The sequence below is a fragment of the Thermoplasma volcanium GSS1 genome, from assembly GCF_000011185.1.
Taxonomy (GTDB): Archaea; Thermoplasmatota; Thermoplasmata; order Thermoplasmatales; family Thermoplasmataceae; genus Thermoplasma; species Thermoplasma volcanium.
The window spans coordinates 741076-766169 of the sequence record NC_002689.2; the positions used below are offsets into that span (position 1 = coordinate 741076).

Here is a 25094-nt window from a genome sequence, read left to right on the forward strand (position 1 = left end):
TGGGATGATGAAATAAATGCAATGAGAAAATTAAAGAAGGTCCATAATTCATTGGATTCGGATTGTACGGGCCTGCCGGGATTTGAACCCGGGTTGTCGGCTCCGAGGGCCGATGGGATATCCTGACTACCTCACAGGCCCGCTTTCCCTATCGTGTATTAATATTAAAACAAAGCGCAACATACAAAAGGCTTATTTTAGAATGTTTGATGTAAACCCTATGCCTATAGATCCACAAGTAAGAAAATATTTAGATGCGATGTCGAAGGTAAGCGTTCCAGAACTCAACAAGACTCCAATAGAAGATCTTAGAAAGATATTCGACACTCCGGCCTCTGGTGCTCCTAAAGTGAAGATATCCGTAGTTGAGGATATGATCTTGGATACCGATGCAGCTAAGCTTCCTGCTAGACTATACGACGATTCTAATTCAGATTCACTTGTACTCTACTTCCATGGCGGCGGTTTCGTTTTTGGGAGTATAGAGACGCACGATTCGCTGTGCAGGCGGATAGCGAAGTATTCTGGATCGAAGGTAATATCAGTAGGCTATAGGCTAGGCCCGGAAAACAAGTTCCCTGTAGCCCAAATAGACGCGTTTAATTCTTATCTGTACGTTTTGAAAAGAAGCGAGGAATTAGGTGTGGACAGCGATAAGATAGCATTAATGGGAGACAGCGCTGGAGGGAATCTTGCAGCCGTAGCAAGCCTGATGGCGAGGGATAAAGGTATAAAGCTTCCTAGGCTGCAGGTCTTAGTATACCCATCAACGGGTCCAGATATGACTTCTAAATCGTACCTGGAGTATAGTTCGATCTATTTGACCAAAGAGCTCTTGAACTGGTTTTCTTCCCAATACCTAAATAGCATTGAGGACGCTTTAAATCCTTACTTTTCGCCTATACTAGCCGATTTATCTGGTCTTCCAGAAGCTATTGTAGTAACAGATGAATACGATCCTTTACTGGAACAGGGCGAAACTTACTCTGCAACGCTTAGGGATAGTGGAGTGCCAGTTACATCAATTAGGGTAAACGGCATGATACACGGATTCCTATCAAATTTCCATCTTTTCAGGGCGGCAGATGTTTCATTGATGATGATTTCAGGTGCAATTCACACCATTTTGGAGAGTTGAAGATTTAGAATAATTTTGATTGTGATCCTGAGCTGATCTCAGCTATTTCTGGTTCGAGGTCAAATATGTCGTAGATTAGCTTTTTCTTTTTGCCAATTTGATAAAAAGATTTATAGTTGAGGCATAATGTGCATTTTGTTACATAGGATGAAAGTTCGCAATTTCCTGAATTGTAGTAAATGCACTTTTCTATGTTAGCCTTATCTTTCTCCATATCATTCGCTCTCTTTATACAGTGGCACAGATATTGCAGCAAGATCAGATCCATTCTCTAATCCGGGCACTATTTTGAATGGTCTGTACATGCTTTTAAATTCTTCTCTAATTGCATCATTCAGCGGATCGAAGAGATCCTTGCCTGCCTTTGATATGCCGCCTCCAATTATAACCAATTCAGGGTCAAGTATGTTTATGATGTTCACTATGCCAACAGCTAAATAGTATATTGTTTCTTCGAGAATCAACTGTGAAAACATATCACCTTTCTTCTTTCCTTCAAATACCTTTTCAGCCGTTATCTCTGTCGGCCTTATTCTTGAGAAGAAATTCGAATCCCTCACAGCGTTAAGGTTCTCTATGACCCTCCTTGCTATAGCTTTGCCTCCTGCAAGGGCTTCTAGGCAGCCTCTTCTTCCGCATCCGCAAGTAGGGCCGTTTACCATTATAACACTATGGCCCAATTCTCCTGCCATTCCGTGGGCACCTTTATATAATTTTCCGTTTATGAATATGCCGCCTCCAATGCCCGTACTGAGCGTCATATACACAAAATTATCGACGTTCTTTCCAGATCCAAAAAGCCTTTCAGCTATAGCAGCGGCTGTAGCATCGTTTTCCAAGTAAGTTTTAGCTCCATAATACTTTTGTATTGGTTCTACGATATTGAAGTTGCTTAGCCCGAATATGTTGGGGGAAGCTATAACTACTCCCTTTTTGTTGTCTACCGGCCCGGCAAAAATTATCCCTATCATGTCTGGTTTGTCAACACCGGCTTTTTTGAGTGCAGCATCACCCATCGTTATCATTTCTTCAATAAGCCTTTTCTTCCCAAGATGTTTGACAGTCGGCATACGCACATTTGAAAGTATATTTCCGTTATCGTTTCCGACCACAGTTGAAATTTTCGTACCTCCAACGTCATAGCCTAGAATCTTTAATGCCACGTGACTTACATTTTATCTTTGCTTATAAAAGTGATCTTCCTCTTACGTTTCCGTATCGATCTATAAAGCCCCCCATCATCATGAGATCCATTAACACGAATGCAGTTAAACACTCGACGACCGGTACCGCCCTTATCGCAACGCAAGGATCATGCCTGCCCTTTACTGTTATTTCGGATTTTTCCTTGCTGATCAGGTTTATTGTATCCTGCTTCTTGTGAATCGACGGCGTTGGTTTTACTGCTATAGAAAACTTTACTGGCATGCCTGTTGTCATGCCTCCAAGTATGCCGCCATTGTGGTTTGTTTTAGTTAGAATATGGCCGTCGAGCACTGTAAACGGATCGTTTGCCTCTGAACCTTTCATTTTAGACAAAGTGAAACCATCGCCGAACTCTATAGCCTTTACGGCTGGTATCGAAAACATAGCCCTTGATATCTCACTTTCCACAGAATTAAAAAATGGTTCTCCCACTCCAGGGGGCAAACCCTCAACTATTGTGTCGATCCTTCCTCCAATACTGTCTCCTGACTTCATTATGTCTACTAAGAGTGATGTTGCTAGAGAATTTTTTTCTGGATCTGGAATTCTCGTCTCAAAATTATATGGGTCACCTCTAATTTCATCGCAAGTAACTTCTCCAATCGACTTCATATAGCTTGTTATCTTTATTCCTAGAGAATCTAGGTAAGATTTTGCCAATGCACCTGCAGCGACCAGCGGAGCTGTCATCCGCCCGGAGAGGAAACCTCCCCCCTCGTAATTGCGGAAATCCCCATATTTTACGTATAATGTGTAATCACTGTGTCCGGGCCGCGGATTTTCTTTCAGTTCTTCATAGTAAGAGGATATGACGTTCTTGTTCTCTATGATCATAGTTATAGGGCTACCGTCCGTGAAGCCGTTGTGCATCCCAGATATTATCTTTACAACATCCTCTTCCTTCCTTTGGGAAGTTATAATAGTATTGCCTGGCCTTCTGTATTCCATATATTTTTGTATGTAGTCGAGAGGAATTTTATATCCAACAGGAAATCCGTCTACTAAGGATCCGACGCTTTCACCGTGGGATGAGCCAAATAGGCTTAACTTTAGTACATTGCCAAGATAAAACATGACCACATATTGCTAATATGGATTTAACTGTGATCGCCAATAGCCACAGAATATATGAGAATATGAATGTTTACGCTATATTGTCTTTGCTCTTCTATCATATTCGCACTATGGTTTCCATTTTGCATTCTTATCGAACAATATAGTTACCGTAAAAATTGATCATATCATCCAACGATGCATTCATCATTCAATAAGCACCTCGTGGATTTAGTGTTACGAACGATATGCTTAGCTTTATGGTATTTCAATTTGCATTTAAACTAAGGATAAAAATGAGCTAACAGTTTCGGAGAATCGTCATGAAAAGAATCTTTTGACTCTATCGCTTATCAAGAACGTGCCTATGCTAAGGACCCTTCCATTCGTAACATCAATTGCACTCATTGAAGCATTCTTTATCTCTACGCTGTAGCAGTCATCTTCTCCCATGCCAAGCATATCGCATATTAGAGCCTTTATTGGATATGCATGGCTAACGATTATATAACTACCATCATATTCGTTGATTACCTCTCTCATGCGTTTTACATGCGATTCCCAAGGTTCCATCTTCATATCCTCTCTGCTCTTCCACGGGATCTCAGAAATGTGCATATTATTATATGGGCCAAACCCTGATTCTCTGACTCTGTCATCAGTTAATATTTCAAGGCCACATTTATTAGCAATGATCCTAGCGGTCTGTACTGCACGGAGGATTGGGCTAGTAATGATGCCATCAAACTTGAGTTCGGCAAGTTTAGGTGCAATAAAGGTAACCTGCTCTCTACCGTATTGAGTTAATGGATACCTATCATAATCGGATGATATTATGCCGTAGAGGTTGGTTTCGCTTTCTCCGTGCCTTACCAGTATGGCCCTATTCATATGTTTTTTGAATTTTGATTTGTTATAATAAGGTTAGGGAATGCATACCATTCATTAAACAATATTTTTTAAGGTATTTGTTGGTGAGAACCATTTAATTTTCCGACTTTGCTTCGTTATTGGTCCTTACTATCAAAGCATTCTAAAGTATTAGAAAATAAAGTGCTTCTATGAATATCTGGCGCGAGCTCAAATTGGGTATCAAGCCGTTTCTTCGTATCGTTGCCTATTCTCTCTTAAAATGAAATAGATCTTCCGATTTCTAAATCTAAATAATCAGGCAGTAACCTAATCAAAGAAATTGAATAAAAATAATACGAAGCTGTTATCAATAAGGTAATAATAATTCTCCATGGCGAATGAACTTGTGCACGAAAAAAGCCCTTACCTGCTGATGCATTCCAACGACCCAATAGACTGGATGCCGTGGTCTGAAAGAGCCTTCTCAAAGGCTGCTGCGGAAAATAGGCTTATATTTTTGAGCATTGGATACTCAACCTGCCATTGGTGCCATGTTATTCATGACGAGAGTTTCTCTGATAAGGACGTAGCTGATATATTAAATAAAAACTATGTATGCATAAAGGTTGATAGGGAGGAAAGGCCTGATCTTGACTCTTATTTTATGAACGTTTCTGCAGTTATTAACGGCAGCGGGGGCTGGCCTCTGAACGTTATTTTGCTGCCTGACCGGCGCCCTGTCTTTGCTTTTACTTATGTGCCGAAAGAGGATAGAAGAGGGATGACAGGACTCAAGACGCTGGCTCAGCAGATCGCGTTAATATGGAAAAATGATCCTCAACAGTTCGAAAGTCAAGCTGTCGCTGTTATGGATGCAGTTAAAAATAGAATGCCAGGAAGAGCTAAAATCAATGTCGATGTTTTCTCAAAGCTTGAGTTGTCATTACGCACATCCTTTGACCTGCAGGATGGTGGTTTTTCTGGCTCTCCTAAGTTTTTCAATACACCGGCGCTTAACTATCTATTAGAAAGATTTTACGAAACGGGAAATGAGGAAATTCTCAACTTCATAGGCTTAACTCTGAAGACGATATCAATAAGGGGCATACATGATCTGGTAAACGGTGGTTTCTTTAGATATTCAACGGATACAATGTGGATAGTTCCGCATTTTGAGAAGATGCTTTATACTCAGACGCAACTTATGAAACTCTTTTCGAAGATGTTTATGCTTACCCGTGACAATGTGTATAGGGATATGATATATGACATCAAAAGGTTCATGGATGAAAATCTTTACTGGCCAGGCCATGGATATTATTCTGGCATGGATGCTGACGTTGATGGAAATGAAGGGGGGTACTATAAATGGAGTTTCCAAGACTTAAAAGTGGCTCTCGGCCAAGATTTTGAAGCATTTAGGGCCATATTTGATATTAGTGAAGGCGGCAACTATATGGATGAACTTTATGGCCAAACAGGTGACAATCTTATATATTTTACGGGCAGTTTCGATGAGTATAGAAGATCCATAGAGGAAAATGGAAGTACGGACATGTTAAGTAGGTCTATTGAAAAGCTAAGGGAAGCTGAGAAGAAGAGAAAGAAGCCATCGGTAGACAAAAAGATACTTACAGATTTGAATGGCCTGGCTATTTCTTCGCTTTCTTGGGCTTACAGAGCAACAGGTGATAAAGAATTCCTTGACTCGGCAGTATCGGTATCCGAATTCATTATTAAGAACATGATTGGAGATTATCTTCTTCATAGCTTTTTTGAAGGCTCAGCATCGGTTAAATCCAGCTTGTTTGATTACGCCTTTTTGATCAGGGGCCTAATCGATCTCTACACTATAACATTTGATCAAAAGTACCTTGAAGAGGCTAAAAAATTAGCTGATGAGGCTATAAAATTTCTTTTTGATGGGAAGTTTAAACTATCAGAAGAAATAGATGACCCACAAATAGCTGATTCGGAAGTAGAATCCCCATACGCCACAATTGTTGCAGATCTTGATGATCTATCACTTTTAACAGAAGATCTTCAGTACCATCAGATTGCAGATCAAGCCCTTACGTCTGTGTTCGATGCAGTATCTCGTTTTCCGTCTGCTTTCCCATCCATGGTTATCTCTGCTGAGAAGCACATATATGGAAAAGTAGTTTCTTGTAGAGCCAATAAAGTAAGGGAAGCTGAGAGCATAATTCCAAGTGAAATTGCGCTCTTCTCCCAATTAGAATCTGAAAAGTATAACATTTGCACGTATTTTGCATGCTTGAATCCAGTTGAATCTATTGATGTTTTGAAGAGATCAATTTATAAACTTGCCGATTAACTACTTTCACATCTATTTATTTACAGTGGATACTATTTTATAATAAGTTAATTTTAGTTTTAAATACTACCTATGAATTACTTTAACCATGAATATCGGAACTTTCGATAGGCTACTTTTCGCTTATTCTATTGGTTCTCACATTCTGATCGTACTTATGAGCATAGGGCTTTCAGTGATATTGCCTGTGCTAGAGTACATAGCTATAAAATATAAAGACGTATACTACGATCTGCTTACACGAAGAGTTGCTAAAGCACTGGTTATGTTCTTTGCGGTTGGTACTGCGTCAGGAGCTGTAATGGCTGTAGAACTTATCGATCTCTTTCCGAAGTTCATGACTATTATAGCTGTCGTGGGCGTCCTTCCTTTCTACTATGAAATATTTGCATTCTTTCTCGAGACTATAATGCTTGTGTCTTACTATTACTACTGGGACGTCTTTAAGAACAGGATGCATCACTGGCTCCTCACATTTGGGGTAGCAGGCGGTACGCTCGCCTCCGCAGTATTTATAACTATGATCAATGCATGGATGAATACACCAAACGGATTCAACATAAGCTACTATGAAAAAACTGGCAAGCTTATAGATGTGAATCCATTTATAACAGCTTTAACGCCATCTACAGGAAGAGAAGTGTTCCACGTCGTTATAGTGACTGCTTTTGCAGGGTTGATGGTCCTTGGGGCGTTCTTTGCCTATCAGTATCTAAGGGCGAAGACCGAGGAAGCAAAGACGCTTTACATGAAGGGGCTTAAAGTAACATTTCCGATGAACATGTTCTTGATTATAATGGCCGGACTGTCTGGGACCTTAGAGATGAGCGGGCTGCTCACATACCAGCCTGAAAAATATGCTGCTCTAGATCTTAACCCATACCCAATAGCAAGAGACGCTCCAGAACACCTATTCGGCACGATCGTTGAAAAAAACGGGCATTACTATGTATTAGGTGGAATCAAAATTCCATTTGTTCAGAGTCTCCTTGCGGGCAATGGAAATTTAAACACTCCTGTTCCAGGATTATCTCAGTTTCCGACGAGTACATGGCCTCCATTGGCAGTGCACGATACCTTCGATCTCATGGTAATTGGAGGCACGCTTCTCGGGCTCTTTCTGCTGTCTGTACTTATTGCCTGGATACTTAAGAAGAAACCCTACGAAAGCAAGGGTTTTATGGTAGCACAGATACTCTTCGCGATCCTGACTATACCGATTTACATTGGAGGCTGGGTGACAGATGAGGTTGGAAGGCAGCCATGGATTATATACAATGTGATGACAGTTTACCAGGCTGCCAACTACTCGCCGTCAATTATTGTTCCAGGGTACTTGATCATGGCGTTCTATACCATACTGATGCCATTCTCGTATTGGTATGCATTCAGGCTGATGAAACAGGGCGACGTCAAGAAGGAGATATCTAGTTATAAAATGCCTTCAACTGCTCACGGTAGGTGATAAAAATGTTTACACTTTTTGCTATTCAATTTTTTACAACCGCTGCAGCCGTAGCCTTCCTACTGACAGAGTTGATGGGAGGCTTTATGCTTCTGTTCGACTGGAAGAACAGCGGGCAGAAGATAATGACTTACGTGGCGCCAATTTGGGAAGTTACAGGTACATTCCTTGCAATGTTTGTTGTTGAAACCGATGCGACGTTTGCTGGCATACTCATCCCTGCAGCTTTTGCATTCGCCGCTTTATTGCTGATTTTCCTTATACTATTCATAGTTAGGAACGTGGCTATAATACTGGGCGAATTTGCTGGAAGCAGGAAAATTTTCACTGACAGGCAGCTTTATTACATTTACGTTATAGCTACTCTGCTCATATCTGTAGTGTTCTTAGCCTTTTCATCTGCCATAATAAGTGGAAACGGGGTGAAAATAGACATAGCTGGAAATCCAGTGGATTCGTTGCTTTCAGTAAGCAACGCTGAGATATCTTTTAACCTAGCCTCATGGTTGGCTGGGCCTGGCGATATTCTATTTGTAGTATCCGCAGCACTCATAGCATTCGGCCTTTCTCCAGTATTTTACGACGTGGATAGGTTTTCAACTTACGGCGTGATATCTTCAGTAATCGGTTTTATCCTAGGGATAGTGTCTTTCGTGCAGATGGGCGTCCACATATCTCCCATTATAATTATTCCAGCAATTATAATAATAGGTGTACCTATTCTTTACCGGATAGGCCTAGCCAAAAAGATTCTTACAAACAAGGCTTTGTTCATAGTATTGTTAATTGTCTCAATTTATTCATTGTACTTCACTGTTTATCCATCTGCTATGAACGGCAAGCTTCCGCTAAGTCAAATTATAACAACGGGACCAATGGTTATTGGTACGATACTTACTACGGTAGTTGGATTCACTCTGCTAGCTTTCATGCTTTCGCTTTACGTGTATGTAAATTACAGAAGCAGCAGAAATCAAATGACTACACTACCCAAGTGACTCGTATTTTTAATACTTTATTTTCTGATATTTATGAGAAATAATAAGTAAGCAATTCTATTTTTTTAATAATTGATTAAGTACATCATTTTATTTTACGAGGTTCAGTATAGATATATTATTGTGGTAAAGCCCCATAACTTTTTACAAGTATCCCGATATAGTGAGCGAGACAACGAGAAACCAAGCCGTTTAATACCTGATTTACAAGCCAATGAACCGCTCTAAGGGAATCCCTACCTTTAGGGCGAAGAGGAAGTCAGAATACCTTCCATCGTTGCACCTTCGAAGTACAAGGCTACTGCAAGCGGTTTTGCATACGTATTCGTCAAGCTTCCAACATTTCTATCAATATTCCTCTTCCCGTCTCTGTTCGAAGCCATAGGTAAAGGGTACGCAACTCTCTTCACAGCAATATTTCCGCTGATAGGTCTAATTGCAGCCATCACGATACTGCCAGAGATATACGGATATAATGAAGCAGTGCATATTCCGCAATGAATTTAAACCGAATTTTTTATTTCAATGCTTTTTATTTTTCCTATAATGTTCCTGAGTACAGAGTAAACGTTGTTGCTTTTTTCAGCGATGCTTCCAGTAACTATCATGTCGGCTCCTGCTAGGGCTATCCTCATTGCAGTTTCAGGGTCTCTTATTCCGCCACCAACTATGAGTGGTATATTTATCTTTGATTTAACATAAGATATCGTATCCTCACTGACAGGCCTCGGAGCTCCGCTTCCAGCTTCAAAGTATATAAGTTTGAAACCCATATATTGAGCTGCTAGACTATAAGACAAGGCCGTCTCGCGATCAAAACTATCAATGAGGTTTGCCTTCCCAACACGGCCAACGGTCATTCCTGGGGAGAAGACGAGGTAAGCCATAGGTATTTTTTCTATGCCCAAAAGCGAAAGGAATTTTGATGCTTTTACCTGATGGCCCACTATAAACTCTCTGTCGGAAGAATTTAAAAGGCTCATGAAGAATATTGCGTCTGCGTGTCTCGATATCATGTTCGATGATCCAGGAAAAAGGATGACCTTGAGGTTAGTATTCTCCTTTATAGCTGAAACTGTTTGATCCATAAGCCTTTCGTCTATGTCAGTAGAGCCGCCTACCATTATGAAGTCGGTCCCAGCCATCTCTGCTTCCTTAGCTATTTTTGCCGATTCATCAGGTGATTTAGCTGCGGGATCTATCAATGTCATGTGTATTTTTTCATTTTTTAGCTTTCTCATCATCTGCTTCAGTATAGTCATTAAAATGCACCCGCAAGGAATGAAGCCATACCAACTATCATTGCATACTTTGAGACTTTCTGGCCTATAGATGGGTTGCGGCTTGAAAAAATACCTGATAAAATGAATATAGCATCAGCGACTATAACAACGTAAAGGTAGTAAATTGAGAGTATTTTCAATAGATATGGTATAAATGATACTAAAATCAGTACACCTATGATAATATCAGATACTAGTAGCGCTTTTTTTACTCCATATTTTTTAGGAAAAGTTATTCTGTCCTTATCTCCGTTTACGTCCTCAACGTCTTTTATTATCTCACGGGACATATTTGACGTAAAGGCAAGAACGAAGAGAAAGATCATCTTTCCATAGGATGAAACTGAAATACCGCCGAACACGAAAATAAGCCCAATAAGCAGGCTTATAACCGTGTTCCCTGGTAGGCCAGTCTTCTTAAAGTATAACTCGTAAAATATGAGCAGCATGATAGCCAAAACCACTATGCCTGTTGCAATAAACGATATTAACAGAGAGAGAACAATTGCAACTGCGAACATTGCAGATGCAATAAATTTTGCGCTGGAAACTCTTATTTCACCAGTTACCAATGGCCTATTCGGGTGGTTGACCCTATCCACATCGATATCTACTATATCATTAATTATATTGCCTCCAGACGTCACAAGAAAAACTGAAAAAGCTGCCAATGTAACGGGCAGGAGATGGCTCGTAACAGCATATCCAATAGCTATAAAAGCGGATATGTACGTGGATATGAAACCCATGAAGCCGTTTACCGGCCTCACGATGGAAAATCTGCTCATCCTGAGGGAATAAGCTCTAGCAGATATATTATTCTTGCTAATCGAACTATCGCTTCGCATAGGCCTTCAATATTTCAGATACTTCAGCATAAGGGCAGTCAGTTTTTATGCCAGTTGGCGAAAATGATGTCCTATGCGCCTCGTATCCGTGTTTCATTATTTCATCCATTACTTTGGCTAGTGGCGGTAGGCTTAGCGATGTTTTCCTTGCAATATCTGTCAGGTCAACGAAGAGCAGCCTATTATCATGCTTTATCATCTCTATCTTTTTGCTCACCCTTGGATCTCTTATCTTTTCCAAGAGTTCTGCGTTATTAAGATTGGATAGCCATACAGGGCCTTCATTTACATCTTTGAACGAATTATCGATCGTAGTGTGCTTGTTTAAATATCCAATATTTTCAATCATTTTGTCTGCCCCATTAACGCCTTTTCCCACTTTTACGAAAACCCTATAATAATGATGGTTCCATATGGACAATTGCGGTTCTATGTATCTGTCAAATGCAGCAGCTCTTCTCGCGATATACCCTATAAGTGTTCGGATGCCCATTTCGTGCCTATATATGTCGTTGACTATATAGGCGCCATACCTTCTCCTTGTTTTATTTAGTGTGGATCCGGTAAGTGTAGATTGGTCAGTGGCAGTGATCCCAAGGTATCCTCCTTTTCTTACATTCATTATAGCGGCATCTAGATAAGGCACAGGAGATCCGTATGGATCAACATCAATGTAATCGAAGGCGATATGGGAAGAGACGCACTGGAAATTATCGTGGATAAGATCAGCTTCGGCGTTGTTTATAGCAATATTTTGTTTTATTATTTCGCAGGAACTGGGTGAAATTTCAGCTATCACAACCTTTGCTTTCGTCTCAAGGGATATACGTATTCCCCTAACACCTGAACCGCCGAACCCGTCTAAGACCTTTTCAACTCCAAATTCGTTGATTAGATCTATGGTTAAGTCTCTATTGAGCACTTGGTCAGCGTTGTAAAAACCTGGAGATCTTCTGCCGGGCCCAGAGTAAGCCTCCGGGACTTCTATTACGGCACTGCCTTCAGTTATTCTCATTCTTCGCCCTTCAAAACGTGCATAACTTTGAATGGGAGTATGTTCTTGTTTATTGGCGTTATATCAAATACTCTTACACCTTCCAGGCTCTTTATTTCCTGGAGCACTGGATTCCTTGATCTCTTGTGTAGTGTCACGATAAGCGGCTTTCCACATTTTAGTGTCTCTTCTATTTCTGAGTGTATTTTTTTAGTTGTATTCTCGAGCTTCCCTACTTCATCTATTATAATTACGTCTGCGCTTTCCCTGGCCTTTTGCAAACTGGGTATAAGAATCTCTTCAAGAAGTCTAGTGTCAACGCCTAGCTTGTCTATTTTTACCCTCGATACAAACTTCTCATCACAGAACTGTACTTTTTTCTTTGTAAGAATATCTTCTATGGTGTAGCCAGTGAGCTTGCCGTCGTCCGATACCTTAGATATTAGCACACCTTGAACGTTCAAACCGTCGTTTTGGAGCATGCCTATGATTTTTTGAAGCGCTTCGGCCTTTATCGAACCCACAGGTCCAGTAATTCCAATTTTTATTGCCATTTCGATCATTCCTCAATATACATCAGAGGATAATCCATCTCCGGAACATACCTCAGCCTTGCCTTCACCACAGAGCCTTCATAATCGACTTTTACCATTACGTCAAGCATTTCACCAGAAAGCGTTAAGTATTTGTAAACCCCAGGTTTTTTATTATTTACATTCGGATCTATCTTAACCTCAGCTTCGACAACAAATGGCTGAACCATTATGCTATCTCTAATGGCCTTCTCTAACGAAGATATATTGGACTGGTTCAGCGGGATGCCGACGTACTGGTGATATACTGTCCCCAACTTTATTCCTGCTTCAAATATGGCTCTTTCCCTTGAGGTACATTTAAAATAATGGGCGGCTGGATCCTTCATCTCACAGTAATAACATAAATATAGATAAATAATTCTTATCTGTGTTTTAGATATCCGAGTATCCTGGCAACCAATGAATCATCCACATTATGGTTTACCCGGTTGAAATTGAGTAAATACTCTATAAACTTATCTGGATCCTCCGTGAATGTTATGTATTTTCTTATCTCTTCTTCCAGATTTATGCTATTTGGATTATCGACTTCCTCCAAACGATAATCAACTTTACCCGTATTTACTGGTGTTCTTAATGATATGTATGCTATTAGAGTCTTAATTTTTGATCGGTCTAAAGATTGGCTTTTGCTGTATATGGTTTTGTAAAAATGAAGCTGTTTCGTGTGTTCTTTCTGCCGAGTCGTGGTTTTATCTGTTTTATAATCAACTATGTAATAGTAGTCCCCGGACTGAAAAACTGCGTCCAGCTTTCCATATAGGATAAACGATTTAGCCTCTGGCAGCAAATATTGTCCAGGTAAAGTCACCTCTTCCTCCGCCGATATTTGCACTGCACCGTACCTCTTCTGCATATCATCAATGACCTTCAGTATATTATCATATTGGGGTCGATAATTCGGTGGAATTTCTAACTCTGTTGATTCCTTTTTGAACAAAAGTTCGGCGAGTGTGTGTATCTCCGAACCTTGCTTCATTGCTGGCACTTTGTACTTCAATCCAAGGATGTGCTCCTTTAGGAATTGAAACGGATCTTGCAAGCTCTGCAAAAGAGAGAATGAAATAACGTTGTTTTTCTTCATATTATCGCGTATAAGGTTCCTTATCCAAGCATATCTATCTAGAGCGTTAATAGCCTGATCAAACCTGCCGTTGATGAAGGCTGAATAAGCTTCTATGTTTGGATCTACACTAGTAATGGAGTAATGTTCAGTCGAAGGTGCTGTTGGTTTTCCCGATTTAATCGCATATTTGTTGGCATATCTTTCCAAATGGTCAGTTATAATTATTAACGTATGTACCGGCCTAGTTATAGCTACAAAATCTACCCTTGTATCTTCGTCTTCAAGTTCTGTCGATATATCTCTTTTAGTTTTTTCCCTTATAAGTTCATAGGCACAAAGATCTACAACGCTAAAATTATCCCTAGTAGTCTTTGGAAGATAAATTACATGATCAAATTCGAGACCTTTTGCCTTATGCACTGTTAATACAGAGATCCTTTCAGTATTCGAAGATTCCGTCAGTTCTTGATCGCACACTTCTAAATAATTAAGAAGATCTTGCCTGTCATTTATTCCATACATATAGAGGTATTCCTGCAAGTTCATGTAAATCCTCTTAGCTGTCCCATAATAGTCAGAGCCTAAAGATACTGCTACAGGGAGTACTACGTTTTCGAATATTTGAAGGAGTTCCTTGATACCGCTTACACTAAATTTTTTCTTTATGGAATTTAACGTAGTGAAATTTAGAAGACTCGAGTTGCCGCTTTCAACGCTTTCCTTTATATTATAGGCTTCTGCAATTGACAATCCACTAAAAGGTGTAAAAAGACCTTTAATTAAAAAATCATCATCGTCAAAAAGTATCATACGGAGAAAATCTAATACATCATTTTTCGCCATTTCGCTATTTGACGAAGTTGCGCTCGATGAATATTTAATCCCATGTGAATCTAGGACTTTTGATATATTGATAACTTGTGCATTTGTCCTAGCTATTATCCCAACAGACCCTCTCGGAAATCTATCCAAAACGCTTAGGATATCAGAATAAGAGCCTTCAATTACTTCGACGTATCCATCATGATCCCTTACGCTTGTCAACTTCTCAAGATCCTCATCAAGGCCGCCCTTAGTACTTTTTTTAAAAAATTCCTTGGCATATTTTAATATTGCTTTTCCGTTCCTGTGATCTTCTGTTAAGTATTTGAGTTGGTGATTCGGGAAATTAGATATGAAATTTGAGAAACCACCACCTTGGAAACCAAATATCGATTGTTTTTTATCCCCTACTGCATAGATATTTTCTGCAACTGATCCGGCAATCTTAGCCTCAAGATCTGAGACATCCTGCAACTCGTCGATTAATACGTATTTGTAATGTGGTTTTTCAGAAAGATTGATGAATTTGATAAGCATATCGTTGTAATCTATAACCTTTCGGTTTTCTTTTTCCTGTTCATATAAATTTATTATATTTATGAAATGAGTCATAAATATTTCAGCTTGATCCAATGTTAATTTATCTATCTTTTTCTCTTTAATGACACGATCCATGTCCTCACGGACGGAATTCAAAATATTCTGTGGATCTTCGATACGGCCTATGTTATAGCTTTTCACGTATCTTATTGCATTTTCTATGCTCGGAACCATTCTATCAATTATGTACGATCTATCGTAGTTAAAGACATGGTTATTTGTAAGATAATCATAGATTAGCTTTCTCAAAAAATTGTGGTTTATAATATCTCTATAACCTAAATTTTTTACAAAGTGAAAAGCAAAGCTATGGAATGTATGGACATTAAGTTTGTGTAATTCTAGTTCTACACCTTCCCTTTGGGCAGTTTTTAGAATTGCTTCCCTCATATTATCAACGGCCTTGTTTGTAAACGTTAGGCAGAGTATATCATTTTGATCAACGCCAGATTTTACTAGACTGACGTATTTACTGGAGAGGCTAGTTGTTTTTCCTGTACCAGGACCTGCAGATACAAGTGTTGTCTCCATCTAGATAGATCAATCGTTACTTCTAAAAAAAGATTGCTGCATAAAATTCAATTGCCTGCTTTAACAAATATATGCGAATTAATTGAATACTGTTAGCATGTGCGTATCCTGATATTATATGCGAACGATATGAAAATTTTATATGAAACCCTTTGCTAACCGATGCATGGATCATGCGGCCTTTGAAAAAGAAATCGACGAATTTAACGAAAGGATGATAGAGATAAGGAGAGATCTACATGAACATCCCGAACTTTCGTATAAAGAGGTTAGAACTGCCAAGTTAGTTGCTGATACACTTAGGAGCTTTGGCATAGAGGTTCGTGAAAACGTTGGTGGGACTGGTGTTGTAGGGCTTCTAAGGGGTAAAAAGGGCAACGTGACGATAGGACTGAGAGCAGACATGGACGCTTTGCCAGTACAAGAACAGACCGGATTGCCGTTTGCGTCAAAGAACAGTGGGGTTATGCATGCGTGCGGTCACGATTCCCACGTCGCTATGTTGATAGGTGCTGCATATGTCCTTTCCAAGCATGGGGATGAACTAGACGGCAACGTAAAGTTCTTGTTCCAGCCTGCCGAGGAAGATGGCGGCAGGGGTGGAGCTTTGCCGATGATAGAAGATGGAGCATTAGAAAACCCGCACGTAGACCATGTGTTTGGCTTACACGTGCTCGGCGATTTCCCGGCTGGATACTTTGCCATAAGGGGAGGTCCGATAATGGCTGCGCCTGACTCATTCAAGATAGAGGTTCACGGAAGAGGCGGCCATGGATCAGCCCCATGGGATACAGTAGATCCCATATTCGTATCTTCCCAGATAATACAGGCTTTGTACGGAATGCGATCGAGGAATGTGGATCAAAGGGATCCTTTGGTAATATCTGTTTGTTCTGTACACTCTGGAACAAAGGATAACATTATACCGGATAACGCCTTATTAGAAGGCACCCTGAGGACATTAGACGAAGACGTTCGGGCTGATATGAAGAAGAAGATATCGAACACCGCTGAGGCTGTAGCAGGTGCATTTGGAGCCAAGGCTGATGTTTCATTTATAGAGAATGCATATCCTGTGACCTATAACGACCCAGCAATAACCGAAGAAGTTAAAAGTATACTCTCGAGCATAAAGGGGATGAAAACGATGGAAACAAAACCTCTTCTCGGGGGAGAAGATGTATCAAGATTTCTGCAAAGAGCACCTGGCACATATTATTTCCTCGGGACTAGAAATGAAAAGAAGGGCATAATATATCCAAACCACAGCTCTAAATTTACTGTGGACGAGGATTATTTGAAGTATGGTGCACTATCGCATGTACTTGTGGCAATGCATTTTGCGGGTAAAAAATAATCCCGCTATTATAATATTTTATTACTGTACATGCACTCTTTGGAGTATCGAATAGATCCTAAGGCTGCTTAAAGCCGCAATACGGGCAGTATACTGAATCAATAGGTATATCTTTTCCGCAGTTAGGGCATCTTTTCGTTTTAGGAAGCGCTTTGGTTTCTTCTCCCTTTTCGAGTCTTTCCGGATTTATTTCACTAAAAGTAGTTTCTATGAAATTCTTATTTTGGTTTTCAGCACCTTCCTTTTTGCCTGCGTTTATATACATACCTATATTCGCCGTAGGCGCCTTTGCCCTTGCTAGCTCTATTTCCCTTCTCTTTTCCTCTTCGGACTTAATTTTTTCTTCTTGCTCATGTCTACGTTTAGCATCAGTCGTCCATCTCATCATTTCAGACTGCCATTTACCTGGGTCTTTCAAAACAAAAGTTGCTCTATCATCACCTTTTTCGGTGGTAAACTCGACTGAAAGGGTCTTTTTAGTCCCTAACTTGATCTTAGGTACTGCGATCGATATATTTACCACCAAGTACAGCGGAAGATCTAGAAGAATTTTAGAGGGATGAGCATGAATGAGTCCCCTATGACCCTTTTCTTCGTATATTAGCCTCTTATCTGTGAGGTAAAGTGTACCCTTAAAGTACTGCTCTCCCCCTCTTGTCATGCTTGATTTCTCTTGCAGAAGTTCGTGTTCGTCTGGATCGTATACTGGCATCGCTTATGTTAGTAAAGAATACATATAAACATTTCTTATTTTAATTTAAAGACTAATTTTGTCGAAGATCAGTATTCCCTCCAACGATATCCACATTCTTCACAGGTATAGAATTTTGTTTCTGGCTCATCAGCCGATCTTGTTTGCTTGAGTACATATCTTGCTCCTTTATGGTGGCAGCGTGGACAAATTGCATCTGAATCTAGTGGCTCAGCTGATACTTCTTCTCGGATCATTATAGTTTCCTTATCGTTGCTTTTATTCACTATCTTGAGATCTTCCTTTTTCTTTGAAACTTCATACCCACATGAAGGGCATACATATCTGCCGTTTACAGGAGTCATCAGACTTCCACATTTGGGGCAAAACATAGATAGAGATGATTGCAAATTCCTATTTAAATGATATTTTAATAATCCCTATGAAATTAATTTCATGATTATTTTCTGGTCTACGTTTTTTTCGCAGATCCTTTCAAGACAAAATAATCAAAAATTTACTGTCTAGATCCTAGTGACAAAGGATTTCAATATTGATTTTTGAATATGCATTTATGGATCAAATAGTGGATATATTAACACATTACAAGAACGTTGCAGTTGTAGGCATTTCATCAAATCCTGAAAAGGACAGCTACAGAGTAGCCAAATACTTAATGGAACACGGGTTTAGAGTGATTCCTGTAAATCCTAATCTCTCTTCATGGGAAGGCTTAAAGGCTTATCCTTCAGTATCTGCTATAGAGGATAAAGTCGAGATCGTAGATGTGTTCAGGAAACCAGAGGCGGTACTTGAAGTAGTAGACGATGCTTTGAAGGTTTCGCCTAAAGTCATCTGGATGCAAGAGGGCGTAGTAAATGAAGAGGCAAGGCAATTAGCCGAAAAACACGGCATTAATGTGGTCATGGACAAATGCATGATGAAGGAACACATCAAACTGGCCAATAGTCAGAGATAAAATGCGATCCCTTATTATTAATGAAGTAATTTCATATTGATTATCCATGGTCTATGTCGTATACACATACGAGAAAGCAAATGAAAAGGATGCTGAGGAATTCCTCAAGAACGATACTGTTTCAAGGTTGACTGTTGTAAAGAAAGATGGTGCTGCATACGGGCTATCAGGAAACATATTAATGCTGGAAGGAAACGAAGACATTGTTAAGAAACTCAAAGAACTGAAGCCTGATAGTTTGAAGGAAGTAAACGCAGAAGAAGCGGAAAAAATACATCATGCGATAAAAAATGAAAATGAAAATGCTGAAAGTGGCATGGGCTTCATTTTTGGAGATTAATATTATAAAAAAATATTAAAATTTAAAATAGTTTATGTTGGAAAAGTCATCCTTGATACAAGAACAGCAAGTATTGTTCCATAAATTATTGTTATAACGTATATCACCATTAGTGCTATCCCTATGTATTTCTTTGATTTATCGCTTATGCTCGTATCGTCAATTACGTGGGAAAGACCATTTATGCCATGGTAAGTAACGATGTATACGAATATTAAAAAGAATGCTAGCCACCACGGATTATGGAGCTGATTTACAACTGACCCAAAGAGGGCAACAGGATTTCCAAAGTTTATATGTGCAACATAGAGATGCACACCGAGGAAGAACACGAGGAAGAGGCCAGTAGCTGCCTGTACAAATCTGTTCAGTGCCCCGTATCTTACCTTAGAACTTTTTTCCATCAGAACTTCACCCCCGCGAACTGAAGAGCATAATAGTCGAAGAGTCCAAGAAGTATCATTGAAATAACTTCGAAGATTATGAACAGAGCTTTATTCTTGTTCAGGCCGATACCAAACTCGTTCAACGCAAGCCTCACACCGTTGGCTCCATGGTAAAATATGACTAACGCGAGTAGGAAATCGAGTACAAGAAAACTGTCATATGGACCCACGGTAATCGAAGTTACTATCTTGTTGTAGTCTATGCCGTTAGGGCCAGGGTGAAGGAGATTCGATAGAACAATGTAGTGCAGATATAGATAAAACAGTATAACTATACCGGAAATTCTGTGCATAGTGAAAGCAAAGTAGTCCCAACCCTTTCTGTAAAACTTGGCCCATGACCATATACCTTCTCTAATTTCCTTATTTGCTTCAACCAATTTAATCTACCTCCCAAATATACTTGCAAGTTCAATCTTTAGAGCGGTCTTTCTAAGCTTCTGAATAGCGAAGGATGGATTTACACCCTTAGGACAGACCTCAGTGCACTCACCTGCAAAATGGCAGCGTGCAGTCCCGTTCTCTCCATCGACTACTTCTACCCTGTATTTTGCGCCTTTGTCCCTGTTATCAGCTATGTATCTCCAAGCGGCAGCTAGTGGTGCAGGCCCAAGATAAGACGGATCAGAACCTTCGATAGGACATGCAGCCATGCACAAACCGCATTTAATGCACATAGCGTAATTTGCATATTCATGGAATTGTTCAGGAGTCTGGGACAATTCCTTATCGTACTTTCCATCGTCGTCTCTAATCACGTACGGTTTTACTTCCTTGTATTTGTCAAAGAATGGGTCAATGTCAACAACAAGATCTCTTATTACCTTATAGTGTTTCAATGGCTCTATCCTTATCTTATCGCTCTTCAAATCCTCTATTATTGTGGAGCACGCCATACGTGGCTTTCCCTGTATCTCCATCCCGCAGCTTCCGCAAATCTCCATCCTGCAGGAGTATCTAAAGGATAGGGTCTGATCTAGATTTTCCTTGATGTAGAGTAGACCCTCCAGAACGGTAGAAACTTTGTCTTTTGGAACATTGTACTTTTGGAAATAAGTCTTTCCCGAGCCATCCTTTCTTTTAATTTCAAACTCAAATTCATCCGACATCGAATCACCTCAATACGTCCTGACAGTTGGCTGCCATTTTGTTATCACGACTGGCTTATATGTTATCCTCGGTCCGTCCTTCGTATAGGTAGCTATTGTGTGCTTTAAGTAGTTTTCGTCGTCTCTGTTCGGATAATCCTTACGGTAATGGGCTCCTCTGCTCTCCTTTCTAAGTAGTGCGCCAGTTGTTATTACTTCAGCTATATCGAGCATAAAACCAACTTCGAGCGCCCATTCCAATTCCATGTTGAAGGTGCTTGATTTGTCCTGTATTGATATGTTATTATACCTTTCCTTTAGCTGTTTTATATTCTTCAAGGACGTATTTAAGCCGTTTTCATCTCTGAAAATACCTACATTTTTGTCCATATTGATACGGAGATCTTCCCTTATCTTCGCTACGTTTTCTCCTCCATTTCTCTTCAATAGATCATCCCATATCCTTTTCTCTTCATTCTCAACATTTGAAACTACGAGATCGGGGATATCGTGTTCCATTGCATATTTTGCCGCAGAAACTCCTGCCACGTTCCCTAAGGCAAGGCATTCGTTAGTAGAGTTTGATCCTAATCTGTTCGCTCCGTGTATGCTAACGCATGCATTTTCTCCAGCAGCAAATATACCGCTGTAATCTGTGGTGGTCCTGACATTTGAATCTATACCGCCCATTGTGTAGTGAGTTGCAGGATGGACTGGTATTAGTTCAGTATGTGCATCTATCCCATTGAATTTCTTCGCTATTTCAGTTATCATAGGAAGGCGCTCATCAAGCACATCAGCCATGTGCCTTAGGTCAAGCCAGACATACTCCATGTCTCCATATTCTCCTTTAACACCTCTTCCGGCTTCAATTTCCCACATTATCGCCCTTGAGACAACGTCCCTTGAGGCTTTTTCTAGCTTATTTGGGGCGTAAGCTTGCATGAACCTCTTATTTTCACCATTTAGGAGATAACCGCCATCTGCCCTTGCCCCTTCGGTAATCAATATGCCTGACGGGACAAGGCCTGTGGGATGGAATTGAATAAATTCCATATCTTTTAGAGGTATTCCGGCCCTGTAGGCGATGGCGTCGCCGTCACCGGAAACAGAATGTGCGTAAGTACTAAATTGATAAAGCCTTCCAGCGCCTCCTGCGGCGAAAATAAAGGCTTTACTCTGAAATACTACGAAATCTCCTGTTCTCAAGTTTATGGTAGTTAAGGAATTCATGCGGCCATTGTCAAGGAACATTGAGGTTGCAAAATATTCATTATAGAAATGAATATTTTCGTACCTGAGGGCCCTGCTGAAAAGTGTTTGCATAACGTGAAAGCCGGTCTTATCTGCTGCAAATGTAGCCCGAGGAAAACTCAGGGCACCAAAATCCCTTTGGGAAATAGTACCGTCAGGATTTCTGCTCCAGGGGCATCCCCAATGATCAGTGGTATATATTTGTTCTGGTACGAGCCTGACGAACTCCTCTACTGCATCTTGGTCAGCTAGATAATCTGAGCCTTTTATGGTATCATAGGCGTGCAGATCAAAACTATCCTTTGGATTTAGTACTGCGCTTGTGCCTCCTTCTGCAGACACTGAATGTGATCGGAGTGGATACAACTTTGAAACAACTCCAACGGAGATATTTTTGTTGTACTCTGCGGCAGCAACGGCAGCTCTAAGGCCAGCCATTCCACCACCAAGAACGATGACATCCTCTTTTATCTTCTCCACTTTAAATACACCAAAAATAGTATCGGTGAAACGGATAAATTTTTTTGCTTATCATTGAACGTGAAAGAAAGCAGACAATAAGATAACATTAATTAAAGCAGCTTGTATTCCGCAAAGAATGAAGGAGATAAAATACCTGATCCCTTATGTAATATTCACATCTTTTTCGTATTATTTTGCGAAGAACGGTGTAGAACAGGTATCTCCTTCGTTATTCATGGGAATTAGGTACCTTTTGTCTGGGCTTATCTTGCTTCCGTTTGCTAAAAAGCTTCGAATAACTAAGAACATTATTTTGCTGGCCATTATGACTTCTACGAGTACGGCTTTTTGGGCTTACGGGCTTCTCTATGTTTCACCAGCTGAATCTGCTGTTCTAAGTTACTCTATGCCTATCTTCTCTCTTCCGATAGCTTTCCTCATGGTGTCGGAGAGGCCATCGAAAGTGGAAATAATTGGTATTGTAATAGGATTTACCGGAGTCATTATCTATGGAATACCTCTTATGAAGGGCTTCACCATTTTCGGAGCAGTTCTTACTATATCCAACGCAGTCTTTTGGGCATCTTTCACAGTGTTTTACAGAAAATTGAAGGAAGAAGATCCGTTTTCAACCAACGCTATGCAGTTCTTAATAGGATCACTATTTCTATTTGCCCTGGTTCCACTTGACCCAAGCCACAACTTTTCTCTTTCCTTTGCAGTAGACGTGATTTGGATGGCTACTCTCGGCGGAGCGCTCCAATTTATACTATGGAACTTTATGGTCAAAATAAGCGCAGTCAACAGAATAACAGTTCTTGCCTTCGCAGTCCCAATCTTTACCACTATTCTGGGCGTAATTTTGAGTCACGAAATTCCATCGGGTCTTGCAATTGCAGGCGTAATAATAATGTTCACGGGAATATTTGTTTCCAGGTTAAAGGGAGGTATTTCTATAGTAAGGGAAACTTCTGGATAAATTACTCTTGGCTCTTCGTCTTTTTAATTACGTGAACCCCTTCTATCCTTGTTTCTGGATAATTGCCTGTCTCATCCTTCTCAAGGTATTTTACCATATCCCAAATGTTGAGAAGAGCACCATTTACGCAATTTATTGCCTCCATCTCGATCCCGGTCTTATAACTAGTTGTCGTAGAACAAGTTACTTCTACGTAATTCTCACCCAAGGAAAAGTCAACATCTACACCTTCAATAGGAATATTATGACAGTATGGTATCTGAAGGAACGTATTTTTGGCGTACATAGTTCCAACGGCCCTGCTTATTTCTATGACATTCCCTTTTTTTACCTGATTATTTTTAATTGCAGTTATTGTTTCTTTACGCAGGTATATTCTTCCCACCGCCGTAGCTTTTCTTGCAACTACGTCTTTTCTAGATATGTTGATCATATTCCCATCAAAGTCAATCACAGATTTAAGGTTTCTTGAACAAGGACAGATTAAAAATATTTATTTGAAAAATCTGACTCCATTCCTGCCCTGAAGGACTAGGCTGACCACACTTTTGTCAAAATCATTTTCCTTTATGCTCCTCTATGTATTTTTTTACAGCATCAAGGGTTACTGAACCCACAGAGGAAATGAATTTTGAATGTATCCACAAAGTAGATAGCTTCCTTCTTAGCTCATGAAATTCCACTCGAAGAGTGTATGAAACGTATCCTTTGATCCTGTTCACAACGTAATATACGCCCATCTTTGGATTAACATCGAGAATAAGATACACATTGTCTTGCATAATTTCCATTTCTAGCAAATTTTATCCATATGCACTCTGCTTCCCAAGAATGAGCTATTTCAAACTTTAATCAATAGGATGGACTAGAATGTTTCTCCTGTATTTAGGACAAAATATCACGTGTCTTGCCAGCTATACACCATGTGTTCTCCATGATGATCCTGTTTCTCTCTTTTTCTTATCTCCATATATAAAAGATAATATATCAAACCAATACGTAGGCCCTTTGCAATTCATCTCCTCACTCAAGATCAGAGCTTTCTTGCTATATTCTCTTGTAATGCATATTTAAACTGTTAACAATGGTTTTCTAAGCTGAAGTCACGAAGATACAATTTTCGAATGTATAAAGAAAACATATAAGCATCAATCGAGCATTAACATACTATGACTCAGGATACGCACCATTCTGATGTGCATAGGAAACTTCGTATAAAAGTGGTTACAGTTTCAAGCACTAGAAACATAAACAATGATGAATCAGGGAAGATATTGGAGGAAAAGCTTGGATTTCATAACATATCAAGAGAAGTAGTACGTGACGATCCTGTCAGAATACTTTCCGCAATATTTTCAAAATGGGATGATTTTGATGCATTTGTCCTTAATGGTGGTACAGGAATAAGTAAATATGATGTAACAACAAACACTCTTAGGAGGATAGCTGATAAGGAGATTCCAGGATTTGGTGAACTATTTAGGAGAATGGGAGAGTCTGATGCCGGGGTTTTCTCCTACCTATCTGGTGCTGGCATGTTCATTGTCTACGGAAAACCTATATTTTCGCTTCCTGGGGCCCCATCTGCACAGCCCATTGGTGCCTCACTTATACTCGATATTCTGGACCATGTCTTTCATGAGATAACGAAAGAATGATAACACATTCATACCTTGTCGAATAAAATATATTTATGTATGAAATATACAGG

The 25094-nt window shown here is 39.9% G+C and carries 26 protein-coding genes, 1 tRNA gene and 2 pseudogenes; 10 read left to right on the forward strand and 19 right to left on the reverse strand.

Annotated elements, in window-relative coordinates:
- Nucleotides 1-67: 67 nt before the first annotated feature.
- Nucleotides 68-141 (reverse strand) — tRNA-Arg (locus TVG_RS03915).
- A gap of 79 nt (nt 142-220) precedes the next feature.
- Here TVG_RS03915 and TVG_RS03920 point away from each other — a divergent pair.
- Complete coding sequence (locus tag TVG_RS03920; RefSeq protein WP_010916985.1) at nt 221-1138, forward strand: alpha/beta hydrolase; 918 nt, start codon at nt 221-223, stop codon at nt 1136-1138.
- 4 nt (nt 1139-1142) lie between these two features.
- On the opposite strand, the gene TVG_RS03925 is transcribed toward TVG_RS03920, so the two are convergent.
- From TVG_RS03925 to TVG_RS03940, 4 genes are all read right to left on the reverse strand, one after another.
- A complete protein-coding gene (locus tag TVG_RS03925; RefSeq protein ID WP_048053981.1) occupies nt 1143-1352 on the reverse strand; it encodes a hypothetical protein in 210 nt (69 codons plus the stop codon).
- A 1-nt stretch (nt 1353) separates the two neighbouring features.
- Nucleotides 1354-2301 carry an ROK family protein gene (locus TVG_RS03930; protein WP_010916986.1) on the reverse strand — a complete coding sequence of 316 codons (948 nt, stop codon included), beginning with the start codon at nt 2299-2301 and terminating at the stop codon, nt 1354-1356.
- Between the two features lie 22 nt (nt 2302-2323).
- Nucleotides 2324-3418, reverse strand: a complete 1095-nt coding sequence (gene aroC, locus TVG_RS03935) for a chorismate synthase (protein ID WP_010916987.1) — start codon at nt 3416-3418, stop codon at nt 2324-2326.
- Nucleotides 3419-3718: 300 nt separating this feature from the next.
- Nucleotides 3719-4288, reverse strand: a complete 570-nt coding sequence (locus tag TVG_RS03940) for a 2,3-diphosphoglycerate-dependent phosphoglycerate mutase (RefSeq protein WP_010916988.1) — start codon at nt 4286-4288, stop codon at nt 3719-3721.
- Between the two features lie 352 nt (nt 4289-4640).
- On the opposite strand from TVG_RS03940, the gene TVG_RS03945 reads away from it, so the two are divergent.
- The 4 genes and pseudogenes from TVG_RS03945 to TVG_RS08980 all read left to right on the forward strand — a co-directional run.
- Nucleotides 4641-6584 (forward strand): thioredoxin domain-containing protein, encoded by a 1944-nt coding sequence (locus TVG_RS03945; protein WP_010916989.1) that lies wholly within the window; start codon nt 4641-4643, stop codon nt 6582-6584.
- Nucleotides 6585-6672: 88 nt separating this feature from the next.
- Nucleotides 6673-8049 (forward strand): cytochrome ubiquinol oxidase subunit I, encoded by a 1377-nt coding sequence (locus tag TVG_RS03950; RefSeq protein ID WP_010916990.1) that lies wholly within the window; start codon nt 6673-6675, stop codon nt 8047-8049.
- 5 nt (nt 8050-8054) lie between these two features.
- The gene (locus tag TVG_RS03955) at nt 8055-9047 is read left to right on the forward strand and encodes a hypothetical protein (protein ID WP_010916991.1); all 993 of its coding nucleotides are present in this window, start codon (nt 8055-8057) and stop codon (nt 9045-9047) included.
- Nucleotides 9048-9311: 264 nt separating this feature from the next.
- Nucleotides 9312-9548, forward strand: a pseudogene (locus TVG_RS08980) (MFS transporter); the annotation flags it as partial.
- A 2-nt stretch (nt 9549-9550) separates the two neighbouring features.
- Here the strand turns inward: TVG_RS08980 and TVG_RS03965 are convergent.
- Genes TVG_RS03965 through TVG_RS03990 form a run of 6 tightly spaced genes read right to left on the reverse strand, consistent with a single transcriptional unit; the run spans nt 9551 to nt 15787 of the window.
- Nucleotides 9551-10309 (reverse strand): phosphoglycerol geranylgeranyltransferase, encoded by a 759-nt coding sequence (locus TVG_RS03965; RefSeq protein WP_010916992.1) that lies wholly within the window; start codon nt 10307-10309, stop codon nt 9551-9553.
- Nucleotides 10309-11118 carry a UbiA family prenyltransferase gene (locus tag TVG_RS03970; RefSeq protein ID WP_010916993.1) on the reverse strand — a complete coding sequence of 270 codons (810 nt, stop codon included), beginning with the start codon at nt 11116-11118 and terminating at the stop codon, nt 10309-10311. The genes TVG_RS03965 and TVG_RS03970 overlap by 1 nt, the downstream gene beginning before the upstream one ends.
- 46 nt (nt 11119-11164) lie before the next feature.
- A complete protein-coding gene (locus TVG_RS03975) occupies nt 11165-12193 on the reverse strand; it encodes a tRNA (guanine(26)-N(2))-dimethyltransferase (RefSeq protein ID WP_010916994.1) in 1029 nt (342 codons plus the stop codon).
- A complete protein-coding gene (locus TVG_RS03980; RefSeq protein WP_010916995.1) occupies nt 12190-12735 on the reverse strand; it encodes an NTPase in 546 nt (181 codons plus the stop codon). Before TVG_RS03980 ends, TVG_RS03975 begins: the two co-directional genes overlap by 4 nt.
- Nucleotides 12732-13094, reverse strand: a complete 363-nt coding sequence (locus tag TVG_RS03985; RefSeq protein WP_010916996.1) for a dihydroneopterin aldolase family protein — start codon at nt 13092-13094, stop codon at nt 12732-12734. The genes TVG_RS03980 and TVG_RS03985 overlap by 4 nt, the downstream gene beginning before the upstream one ends.
- 35 nt (nt 13095-13129) lie before the next feature.
- Nucleotides 13130-15787, reverse strand: a complete 2658-nt coding sequence (locus tag TVG_RS03990) for an ATP-dependent helicase (protein ID WP_010916997.1) — start codon at nt 15785-15787, stop codon at nt 13130-13132.
- Between the two features lie 166 nt (nt 15788-15953).
- Between TVG_RS03990 and cpsA the strand changes: the two genes are divergently transcribed.
- Nucleotides 15954-17144, forward strand: coding sequence for a carboxypeptidase CpsA (gene cpsA, locus TVG_RS03995; RefSeq protein WP_010916998.1), 1191 nt, complete (start codon nt 15954-15956; stop codon nt 17142-17144).
- Between the two features lie 58 nt (nt 17145-17202).
- Here cpsA and TVG_RS04000 read toward each other — a convergent pair whose 3' ends face one another.
- Both TVG_RS04000 and TVG_RS04005 read right to left on the reverse strand, forming a co-directional pair.
- Nucleotides 17203-17856: a zinc-ribbon domain-containing protein gene (locus TVG_RS04000; protein WP_010916999.1), complete on the reverse strand. Its 654-nt coding sequence runs from the start codon at nt 17854-17856 to the stop codon at nt 17203-17205.
- 68 nt (nt 17857-17924) lie between these two features.
- Nucleotides 17925-18227 carry a transcription factor S gene (locus tag TVG_RS04005; protein WP_010917000.1) on the reverse strand — a complete coding sequence of 101 codons (303 nt, stop codon included), beginning with the start codon at nt 18225-18227 and terminating at the stop codon, nt 17925-17927.
- Nucleotides 18228-18409: 182 nt separating this feature from the next.
- On the opposite strand from TVG_RS04005, the gene TVG_RS04010 reads away from it, so the two are divergent.
- Together TVG_RS04010 and TVG_RS04015 are read left to right on the forward strand one after the other, a co-directional pair.
- On the forward strand, nt 18410-18814 hold the full coding sequence (locus TVG_RS04010) for a CoA-binding protein (RefSeq protein WP_010917001.1): 405 nt from the start codon (nt 18410-18412) through the stop codon (nt 18812-18814).
- Between the two features lie 46 nt (nt 18815-18860).
- On the forward strand, nt 18861-19154 hold the full coding sequence (locus TVG_RS04015) for a hypothetical protein (protein WP_048053983.1): 294 nt from the start codon (nt 18861-18863) through the stop codon (nt 19152-19154).
- A gap of 32 nt (nt 19155-19186) precedes the next feature.
- On the opposite strand, the gene TVG_RS04020 is transcribed toward TVG_RS04015, so the two are convergent.
- From TVG_RS04020 to TVG_RS04035, 4 genes are read right to left on the reverse strand one after another with little or no spacing between them, the layout of a single operon-like run.
- Complete coding sequence (locus TVG_RS04020) at nt 19187-19558, reverse strand: succinate dehydrogenase hydrophobic membrane anchor subunit (protein ID WP_010917002.1); 372 nt, start codon at nt 19556-19558, stop codon at nt 19187-19189.
- On the reverse strand, nt 19558-19980 hold the full coding sequence (locus TVG_RS04025) for a succinate dehydrogenase (protein WP_010917003.1): 423 nt from the start codon (nt 19978-19980) through the stop codon (nt 19558-19560). The genes TVG_RS04020 and TVG_RS04025 overlap by 1 nt, the downstream gene beginning before the upstream one ends.
- 6 nt (nt 19981-19986) lie before the next feature.
- Nucleotides 19987-20709, reverse strand: coding sequence for a succinate dehydrogenase iron-sulfur subunit (locus TVG_RS04030; RefSeq protein ID WP_010917004.1), 723 nt, complete (start codon nt 20707-20709; stop codon nt 19987-19989).
- A 9-nt stretch (nt 20710-20718) separates the two neighbouring features.
- Nucleotides 20719-22422: a succinate dehydrogenase/fumarate reductase flavoprotein subunit gene (locus TVG_RS04035; protein ID WP_010917005.1), complete on the reverse strand. Its 1704-nt coding sequence runs from the start codon at nt 22420-22422 to the stop codon at nt 20719-20721.
- Nucleotides 22423-22540: 118 nt separating this feature from the next.
- Here TVG_RS04035 and TVG_RS04040 point away from each other — a divergent pair, with 118 nt between their 5' ends.
- A complete protein-coding gene (locus tag TVG_RS04040; RefSeq protein ID WP_010917006.1) occupies nt 22541-23383 on the forward strand; it encodes a DMT family transporter in 843 nt (280 codons plus the stop codon).
- Between the two features lies 1 nt (nt 23384).
- Here the strand turns inward: TVG_RS04040 and moaC are convergent, their stop codons facing one another.
- Together moaC and tnpA are read right to left on the reverse strand one after the other, a co-directional pair.
- Nucleotides 23385-23837 (reverse strand): cyclic pyranopterin monophosphate synthase MoaC, encoded by a 453-nt coding sequence (gene moaC, locus TVG_RS04045; RefSeq protein WP_010917007.1) that lies wholly within the window; start codon nt 23835-23837, stop codon nt 23385-23387.
- A 103-nt stretch (nt 23838-23940) separates the two neighbouring features.
- Nucleotides 23941-24353, reverse strand: a pseudogene (gene tnpA, locus TVG_RS04050) (IS200/IS605 family transposase).
- Nucleotides 24354-24552: 199 nt separating this feature from the next.
- Here tnpA and TVG_RS04055 point away from each other — a divergent pair.
- Nucleotides 24553-25041 (forward strand): MogA/MoaB family molybdenum cofactor biosynthesis protein, encoded by a 489-nt coding sequence (locus tag TVG_RS04055; protein ID WP_010917009.1) that lies wholly within the window; start codon nt 24553-24555, stop codon nt 25039-25041.
- Nucleotides 25042-25094 lie beyond the last annotated feature (53 nt).

Bases quoted from the DNA above. Each gene is read 5' to 3' on its own strand.
- TVG_RS03920 (WP_010916985.1), top strand. From the start codon at position 221: ATGCCTATAGATCCACAAGTAAGAAAATATTTAGATGCGATGTCGAAG.
- TVG_RS03925 (WP_048053981.1), bottom strand. From the start codon at position 1,352: ATGGAGAAAGATAAGGCTAACATAGAAAAGTGCATTTACTACAATTCA.
- aroC (WP_010916987.1), bottom strand. From the start codon at position 3,418: ATGTTTTATCTTGGCAATGTACTAAAGTTAAGCCTATTTGGCTCATCC.
- TVG_RS03940 (WP_010916988.1), bottom strand. From the start codon at position 4,288: ATGAATAGGGCCATACTGGTAAGGCACGGAGAAAGCGAAACCAACCTC.
- TVG_RS03945 (WP_010916989.1), top strand. From the start codon at position 4,641: ATGGCGAATGAACTTGTGCACGAAAAAAGCCCTTACCTGCTGATGCAT.
- TVG_RS03950 (WP_010916990.1), top strand. From the start codon at position 6,673: ATGAATATCGGAACTTTCGATAGGCTACTTTTCGCTTATTCTATTGGT.
- TVG_RS03955 (WP_010916991.1), top strand. From the start codon at position 8,055: ATGTTTACACTTTTTGCTATTCAATTTTTTACAACCGCTGCAGCCGTA.
- TVG_RS03965 (WP_010916992.1), bottom strand. From the start codon at position 10,309: ATGACTATACTGAAGCAGATGATGAGAAAGCTAAAAAATGAAAAAATA.
- TVG_RS03970 (WP_010916993.1), bottom strand. From the start codon at position 11,118: ATGAGCAGATTTTCCATCGTGAGGCCGGTAAACGGCTTCATGGGTTTC.
- TVG_RS03975 (WP_010916994.1), bottom strand. From the start codon at position 12,193: ATGAGAATAACTGAAGGCAGTGCCGTAATAGAAGTCCCGGAGGCTTAC.
- TVG_RS03980 (WP_010916995.1), bottom strand. From the start codon at position 12,735: ATGATCGAAATGGCAATAAAAATTGGAATTACTGGACCTGTGGGTTCG.
- TVG_RS03985 (WP_010916996.1), bottom strand. From the start codon at position 13,094: ATGAAGGATCCAGCCGCCCATTATTTTAAATGTACCTCAAGGGAAAGA.
- TVG_RS03990 (WP_010916997.1), bottom strand. From the start codon at position 15,787: ATGGAGACAACACTTGTATCTGCAGGTCCTGGTACAGGAAAAACAACT.
- cpsA (WP_010916998.1), top strand. From the start codon at position 15,954: ATGGATCATGCGGCCTTTGAAAAAGAAATCGACGAATTTAACGAAAGG.
- TVG_RS04000 (WP_010916999.1), bottom strand. From the start codon at position 17,856: ATGCCAGTATACGATCCAGACGAACACGAACTTCTGCAAGAGAAATCA.
- TVG_RS04005 (WP_010917000.1), bottom strand. From the start codon at position 18,227: ATGTTTTGCCCCAAATGTGGAAGTCTGATGACTCCTGTAAACGGCAGA.
- TVG_RS04010 (WP_010917001.1), top strand. From the start codon at position 18,410: ATGGATCAAATAGTGGATATATTAACACATTACAAGAACGTTGCAGTT.
- TVG_RS04015 (WP_048053983.1), top strand. From the start codon at position 18,861: ATGGTCTATGTCGTATACACATACGAGAAAGCAAATGAAAAGGATGCT.
- TVG_RS04020 (WP_010917002.1), bottom strand. From the start codon at position 19,558: ATGGAAAAAAGTTCTAAGGTAAGATACGGGGCACTGAACAGATTTGTA.
- TVG_RS04030 (WP_010917004.1), bottom strand. From the start codon at position 20,709: ATGTCGGATGAATTTGAGTTTGAAATTAAAAGAAAGGATGGCTCGGGA.
- TVG_RS04040 (WP_010917006.1), top strand. From the start codon at position 22,541: ATGAAGGAGATAAAATACCTGATCCCTTATGTAATATTCACATCTTTT.
- TVG_RS04055 (WP_010917009.1), top strand. From the start codon at position 24,553: ATGACTCAGGATACGCACCATTCTGATGTGCATAGGAAACTTCGTATA.